Raw genomic sequence first — 6,302 nt, forward strand, 5'->3', positions numbered from 1 at the left:
ATCTGTTTGAAGTGCTTCGGTTGTAACAGAAGGGGATCGATTCGCCGATCCCCCTTTCTATGTCTGCTCCGCCACGAGGCGCAGCCGATCGCGCACGGTGATGCCGGGGGCGATGACCAGGAAGGCATCGGTGAAGCGGGAGGAGCCCCGCTTCTTCCGGGCGGCGTTCAGCGTCTGCCAGGCGATCAGCATCGCCATGACGGTGGTCTTGCCGGCGCCGGTGGCCAGCTTGAAGGCGATGCGCAGCAGGCCGGGATTGGCCTCGGCGTTCAGCGTGCGCAGCCGGTCGAGTTCCAGCTTTGGCGCCACTTCGGCCAGCCAGATCGCGGTCTCCGCGGCTTCGATCTGGCAAAAGAACAACCGCCGCTGCCGGTCGGGATCGCGCCAGTAGCGCAACAGGCGTGCGGTCACCGGGGTGACGGTCCTGTCCAGGCCGGCATCGCCGAGGCTCCGCCAGGCGGCGACTTTCGACCGTACTTCGTTGATGTAGTCGTTCGAGATGGGGGTGCCCCAGCTGTCGTCCAGGTCGAGGCTGCCCTGGTCCGCCTGCTTGTGCTTGCTCGGCGGCACCGGCACGATGAACGCGCTGCTGCGCCGGCCCTCGGCATGGATGCCGGTCGGCACGCCGTTTTCGTCCAGCACCCAGTGTCGTTCCGGGGCAAGAAAGGGCGAATTGAGGATCGGGTTGTCTATGACTGGTCGTGGCACGCGCCGATCATGACACGCTACGGTTGATCGGCCAAGATTCTATTGCGAGACTATTCGCTTTTGCCTCTGCCGTCTTTTCCGGTGTAGCGTATCCTCATGTCGATCACCCTGACTCCCGACCAGCAGGAATGGATCAACGCCCGGATCGCGAGCGGTGAGTTCGCCTCGGTCGAGCAGGCGGTGCGCCAGCTGATCGATGAGCGGATCGCCGAGCTTTCCATCGAGGAAGACGATCTGGCCTGGGCGAAGCCGCTTGTCGATGAAGCCCTGGCCCAGGTCGAGCGCGGCGAGGTTCTGACCCGTGAGGAGCACCAGTCCCGAATTAAGGCCCTGCTTGCGTCGTTCAAGGACTGATGACCCGCATCATCATCGCGCCGGCGGCCGCGTCTGATACGCGAGACATTCTGATCGATCTTGCCGACAAGGCCGGTTCGCAGGTCGCAGCGAAATATGCCGGCTTGTTTGAACACCTTTATGATTGTCTCGAACTCTTTCCAGCCAGCGGAGCGCCGCGGCCGGCCTCTCGGCAAGGATGTTCGTATCGGCATCGTAGATCCCTACATCGTGCTCTACCGTCACACGATGACCATCGATGCCGTCACGGTGCTGCGCATCGTCCATGGACGACGACGGATAACCAAGGCGCTTCTTCGCCCACGGTTCGAACCGAATTAAGCGCCTCTGAAATCTGGCTGCAATTTGTTCTTGCTTTTCCCCACAACTAAGAATAGAAGACCACCAGGAGACCACACGGACATCAACGGACCCACCGCCATGCACCGCGCACCCGCCATCACCGCCGTGATCCTGGAGAAAGTCCTCGCCTTCCTCGCCCCGCTCTTCCTCGACGTCGCCGGCGACGCCGCCGCGGCGCGGGAGGCCGCCCGTGCCATGCTGGAAACCTACGACCCCCGCACCGACCGCGAACTGCGTCACGCCGCGCTGGCCATCGCCTTCAGCTTCGGCGCCCTCGACGCGCTCAGCCGCTCGCTCAACAGCGAGCTCACCGCAAACCAGGTGCTGCGCCTGCGCGGCAACGCCAACGCCCTGAACCGCGCCGCCCTGCAGAACGAGCAGGCGCTGGAAGCCCTGCGCGAACACCCCCAGGCCGAGGAACCAGCCGAAGCCGCCCTCGACCTGCCCGCCAGCCTGGAGCCCGCCGATCTTGCCGGTTTCGCCCGCACCCAGCCGGTTCTGTCACGCCAGCAGCGCCGGGCGCTGGAGCGCCAGGCGGAGAAGGCGCAGCGCCGGCAGCAGGAGCAGGACCGTCTTGCGCAGCGTGCCTCGGCGGCCGCCGCCCACAGCGGCGGGGCGATGCTGGTCGCGGCTCAGTAGCACCCGGCCAATACACCCGGCCAATACACCCGGCCATTAGCACCCGGTCAGTAACACCCCGCCTGGCGCGCCCGCTCCCGCACCAGCGCCAGCACCGATCGGCACAGCGGCATCGCCTGCCCGACCACCCCGCCCAGTTCCACCACCGCGCCCAGCAGTGCGTCGATCTCCATAGGCCGCCCGCGTTCAAGATCCTGCAGCATGGAGGTGCGGTGCGCGCCGACCTCCGCGGCGCCGGCGATGCGCTTGTCCACGTCGATGCCGAAGCGCACGCCCAGCGCCTCGGCCACCGCCTTCGCCTCCAGCATCATGCCGCGGCACAAGGCCCGCAGTTCGTCGTCGGCGATGAGGCGGTCCAGGGTGGCCGTCGTCAGCGCCGAGACCGGGTTGAACGCCAGGTTGCCCCACAGCTTCACCCACAGCTCGTCGCGGATCCGCGGCCGCACCGGCGCCTTCAGCCCGGCGGCGATCAGCGCGCGGGAGAACGCCTCGACGCGGGCGCTGCGTGACCCGTCCGGCTCGCCCAGGGTGAAGCGGTCGCCGTAGCTGTGCTCGATCACCCCCGGCTCGACGACCTCCGCCGCCGGATAGACGACGCAGCCGATGGCGCGGGAGGGATGCAGCACCGGCCACAGCCGCCCGCCGGGATCGACGCTTTCCACCACCCGGTCGCGGTACGGGCTGTCGAGGCCATAGAAATACCAGTACGGAATGCCGTTGATCCCGGTCACCACCGCACTGTCCGGTCCCAGCATCGCCGCGATCGCAGGCGCCGCCCCCGGCAGCCCGTGCGCCTTCAGCGTCACCACGACATAGTCGTGCACGCCGGCTTCCTCGGCCGAGGCCAGGCAGCGCGGATGCACCGTCACGCTTTCGCCTTCCGAGCGAAGCGTCACTCCGTTCGCCTGCATCGCCGCCAGATGCGGGCCACGGGCGATGAACGTCACGTCCACGCCCGCCTGCGCCAGCTTCACGCCGAGGAACCCGCCGATGGCCCCGGCGCCGAAGATCGCGACCTTCATGCGGTCAGCCCCAGCTTCTCCGCCAGGCCGATGCGCTGCAGCTTGCCGGTGGCGCCCTTCGGGATCTCGGCCAGGAAGACGATCTTGCGCGGCACCTTGAACGCCGCCAGCCGCCCGGCGCAGAAGTCGCGCAGGTCGGTGTCGCGCACGGTCACCCCGGGACGCAGCACCACCGCCGCGGCGACCTCCTCGCCCAGCTTGGCGTGCGGCATGCCGAAAGTCAGGCATTGCGCGACGGCGGGATGATCCGACAGCACCTCGTCCACCTCCAGCGGGCTGATCTTTTCCCCGCCGCGGTTGATCAGCTCCTTCAGCCGCCCGGTCAGGCGCAGGTAGCCGGCTTCGTCCAGCACGCCCTGGTCGCCGGTGCGGAACCAGCCGTTGGTGAAGGCGGACGCATTGGCGGCGGGATTGTTCTCATACCCGGCGGTGACGTTGCGGCCGCGGATCACCACCTCGCCCAGGGCGCCGGGCGGCAGCAATGCGCCCTCCTGGTCCATGATGGCGATCTCCGGCCCCGCAGCCACCCCAACGCACCCCGGATAGCGCGGCCGCGGCGGCAGCGGGTTGGAGGCCATCTGGTGCGACGCCTCGGTCATGCCGTACGCCTCGATCAGCGGCACGCCGAACGCCTTCTCGATCGCCGTCATCACCGGCCCTGGCATCGACGAGGAGGAGGAGCGGACAAACCGCAGCCGCCCGGCCTCGATCGCCTCCCGGTTGCGCGGCGCCAGCTCCAGGATGGCCTGGTGCATCGTCGGCACCGCGGTGTACCACGTCGGCCGCGCCTCGCTGAACCAGGTGAAGAAGCGGAACGCGTTGAACCCGGGCGAGCAGCACACCGCCGCGCCGGCCGCCAGGCTGCTGAGCGTCGCCGCGATCAGCCCGTGGATGTGGAACAGCGGCATGATGTTCAGGCAGACGTCGTCCGGCGTCAGCGCCAGCGTCTCGGCGATGTGGTAGGCCGAGGCGGTGATGTTGACATGCCGCAGCGGCACGATCTTCGGCCGCGAGGTGGTGCCGGAGGTATGCAGCACCAGCGCGACATCCTGCGCCTCGGCCTCGCCGGGATGCGCCGCGAGGCCGGACAGGCCCGGCGGCGGCTTCAGGGTGAACGCGCCGGCCGGCCCGTCCGCGTCGGGCACCAGGTCCACGACCGGAACGCCCAGGTCCGCCGCGACCGCGCGCGCCGAGGTCTCCATGCCCGCCAGGACCACCAGCGCCTTGGCCTGCAGGTCGGTCAGGTAGAAGCTGAACTCCTCGGCCTTGTAGGCCGGGTTCAGCGGCGCCGTGGTCGCCCCGCAGGCGATGGCGACGAAGCTGGACGCGGCCTCCGGCCCGTTCGGCAGCACCAGCGCCACCCGGTCGTTGCGGCCGATGCCCATCGTGTTCAGGTCCGCCACCGTCAGCCGCACCAGGTTCCGCAGGCCGCCATGCGTCAGCCATGCACGGTCCCGGGGGCGGCCGGGCGCGCCGATGGCGGGGGCATCGCTGGCCCCCTTGCGCAGCAATGCGGTCACCGTGTCGGCGGGGTACTCGGTCATGCGATCCTCCGGAAAAGACGCCGTTGCGCCGGGATCGTCCCGAAAACCATCCCGGCTGGCAAGCTTCGCCCAGCGGACGATGTGATGCGACCCGCGCCCGCCGACGACGTTAGGCCCCCGCACAATCCTGGGAGCCACCATGGCCGACGCCGGCGAAGAATCCCCACACCTCGACAAGAAGGAACGCCGCCAGGCGGCCGCCGGCGCGCCCATCGGCGCGCTGGTCATCCACGAGATCGTCCGCGACCAGGGCGAGGAGGAACTGGAACGCTCGTTCGGCGGCCTCGCCTGGTCCGGCGTCGCCGCCGGCCTGTCGATCGGCTTTTCCTTCCTGGTGCAGGCCGAGCTGCAGGCCCGCCTGCCGGATACGCCCTGGCGCGTCCTGGTAGCCGGGTTCGGCTACTCGGTCGGCTTCCTGATCGTCATCCGCCAGCAACTGTTCACCGAGACCACGCTGACCGCGCTGATCCCCGCCCTGACCCGGCGCAACCGGCGGACCATCCTGCTGACCCTGCGGGTCTGGACCATCGTCCTGCTGGCCAACCTGGGCGCGACCTGGGTGTTCGCCGGGATCTCCGCCGTGCCCGACGTTTTCCCCGGGGCGACACGAACGGCCATGGCCGAGCTGTCAGCCCATACAATGGTCGGCTCGTTCTGGCACACCGTGCTGACCGGTGGCTCGGCCGGCTGGCTGATCGGCCTGATGGTCTGGCTGTTGCCCGGCGCCGGGCCAAGCCGGCCGCTGATCATCATCCTGCTGACCTATGTGATCGCGATCTGCCAGTTCCCGCACATCATCGCCGGCTCGGTCGAGGCGGCGTTCGGCGTGATCACCGGCGCGGCGGCGTTCGGCGATTACGTCAGCCGTTTCCTGCTGCCGACGCTGCTCGGCAACGTCGCCGGCGGCACCATCCTGGCCGCGCTGCTGAACCACGCGCCGCTGGCCGGACGGCTCAATCCGGCCGATTGACGCCGCGGGCGCTATGGCCGGGCGGATACCTGGGTCGTGGTGCTGGTGTTCTGCGGCTTCGGGGGCTCGTCAGGGTAGGTGCGCTGGAAGGCGTTGCGCGGCCGCAGTCCGTCGTCGGACGTCTGGTGCAGATGCGCGGTCGCCCGGCGCAGCGCGTGCCAGGCCCGGACATCGTCCACGGTGACAAAGCCTTTGCCGTCCACGTCGATGCTGTGGAAATGCCGGGCAATCGTCGGATAGCCGGCCTTGGCTTCCTCCAGGGTCAGGTGGCCGTCATGCGCCTTGTTGGCCTGGGCGAAGTGTTCCTCCCATTTCCGGCGGACATGCGGCTTCACCGCCGCCGGAGCCGCCTGGGCCGCAGACTGGGCCGCAGACTGGGCCGCAGACTGGGCCGCAGACTGGGCCGCAGACTGGGCCGCAGACTGGGCCGCAGACTGGCCGGCTGGAGCCGCCGGGGCGGCGGCCGAGGCGGCCGGCGCGCCGTCGGCGGCGGCAGCCGGCAGGGCAAGGACGGACAGCGACAATCCGGGAACAAGCACGATGCTGAAAAGGCCACGCATGGGGGTCTTCCTGGTCTGAGTGGGGACCAGGCAAGACTAGTACACCTCGCCGGAAGAACGAACCCCATTTCGACGGCCGCTCACGCAGCGAGCGGCTTGCCGGTCATGGTCCACTTGAACGGCTTGGCGAGGGTGCGGTTGAAGTAGGCGATGAAGGCCTCGA

Annotated in this window: 8 protein-coding genes; 4 read left to right on the forward strand and 4 right to left on the reverse strand. The window is 69.0% G+C overall.

Translation table 11 applies throughout. From position 1 onward, the window contains the following. Positions 1–57 precede the first annotated feature (57 nt). Positions 58–708 (reverse strand): DEAD/DEAH box helicase family protein, encoded by a 651-nt coding sequence (locus CCS01_RS34970; protein WP_104517463.1) that lies wholly within the window; start codon positions 706–708, stop codon positions 58–60. A 96-nt stretch (positions 709–804) separates the two neighbouring features. Between CCS01_RS34970 and CCS01_RS03630 the strand changes: the two genes are divergently transcribed. The 3 genes from CCS01_RS03630 to CCS01_RS03640 all read left to right on the forward strand — a co-directional run bounded on the left by CCS01_RS03630 (position 805) and on the right by CCS01_RS03640 (position 2,043). Further along, entirely contained in the window at positions 805–1,062 is a 258-nt protein-coding gene (locus CCS01_RS03630; protein ID WP_104517464.1) for a ribbon-helix-helix domain-containing protein, read from the forward strand. 120 nt (positions 1,063–1,182) lie between these two features. Next, a complete protein-coding gene (locus tag CCS01_RS03635) occupies positions 1,183–1,383 on the forward strand; it encodes a type II toxin-antitoxin system RelE/ParE family toxin (protein WP_104517465.1) in 201 nt (66 codons plus the stop codon). A 99-nt stretch (positions 1,384–1,482) separates the two neighbouring features. Further along, the gene (locus tag CCS01_RS03640; protein ID WP_104517466.1) at positions 1,483–2,043 is read left to right on the forward strand and encodes a hypothetical protein; all 561 of its coding nucleotides are present in this window, start codon (positions 1,483–1,485) and stop codon (positions 2,041–2,043) included. Positions 2,044–2,090: 47 nt separating this feature from the next. Here CCS01_RS03640 and CCS01_RS03645 read toward each other — a convergent pair whose 3' ends face one another. Both CCS01_RS03645 and CCS01_RS03650 read right to left on the reverse strand, forming a co-directional pair. After that, positions 2,091–3,065, reverse strand: a complete 975-nt coding sequence (locus CCS01_RS03645; RefSeq protein ID WP_104517467.1) for a 2-dehydropantoate 2-reductase — start codon at positions 3,063–3,065, stop codon at positions 2,091–2,093. Next, the gene (locus CCS01_RS03650; protein ID WP_104517468.1) at positions 3,062–4,609 is read right to left on the reverse strand and encodes an acyl--CoA ligase; all 1,548 of its coding nucleotides are present in this window, start codon (positions 4,607–4,609) and stop codon (positions 3,062–3,064) included. The genes CCS01_RS03645 and CCS01_RS03650 overlap by 4 nt, the downstream gene beginning before the upstream one ends. A 139-nt stretch (positions 4,610–4,748) precedes the next feature. Here CCS01_RS03650 and CCS01_RS03655 point away from each other — a divergent pair, with 139 nt between their 5' ends. Then, positions 4,749–5,579, forward strand: coding sequence for a formate/nitrite transporter family protein (locus tag CCS01_RS03655; RefSeq protein ID WP_104517469.1), 831 nt, complete (start codon positions 4,749–4,751; stop codon positions 5,577–5,579). A gap of 11 nt (positions 5,580–5,590) precedes the next feature. Here CCS01_RS03655 and CCS01_RS03660 read toward each other — a convergent pair whose 3' ends face one another. Continuing rightward, positions 5,591–5,914, reverse strand: a complete 324-nt coding sequence (locus tag CCS01_RS03660; protein WP_104517470.1) for an EF-hand domain-containing protein — start codon at positions 5,912–5,914, stop codon at positions 5,591–5,593. Positions 5,915–6,302 lie beyond the last annotated feature (388 nt).

It is taken from the genome of Rhodopila globiformis (assembly GCF_002937115.1).
GTDB classification, from domain to species: domain Bacteria; phylum Pseudomonadota; class Alphaproteobacteria; order Acetobacterales; family Acetobacteraceae; genus Rhodopila; species Rhodopila globiformis.

Bases quoted from the DNA above. Each gene is read 5' to 3' on its own strand.
- CCS01_RS03635 (WP_104517465.1), top strand. From the start codon at position 1,183: ATGATTGTCTCGAACTCTTTCCAGCCAGCGGAGCGCCGCGGCCGGCCT.
- CCS01_RS03630 (WP_104517464.1), top strand. From the start codon at position 805: ATGTCGATCACCCTGACTCCCGACCAGCAGGAATGGATCAACGCCCGG.
- CCS01_RS03645 (WP_104517467.1), bottom strand. From the start codon at position 3,065: ATGAAGGTCGCGATCTTCGGCGCCGGGGCCATCGGCGGGTTCCTCGGC.
- CCS01_RS03655 (WP_104517469.1), top strand. From the start codon at position 4,749: ATGGCCGACGCCGGCGAAGAATCCCCACACCTCGACAAGAAGGAACGC.
- CCS01_RS03640 (WP_104517466.1), top strand. From the start codon at position 1,483: ATGCACCGCGCACCCGCCATCACCGCCGTGATCCTGGAGAAAGTCCTC.
- CCS01_RS03650 (WP_104517468.1), bottom strand. From the start codon at position 4,609: ATGACCGAGTACCCCGCCGACACGGTGACCGCATTGCTGCGCAAGGGG.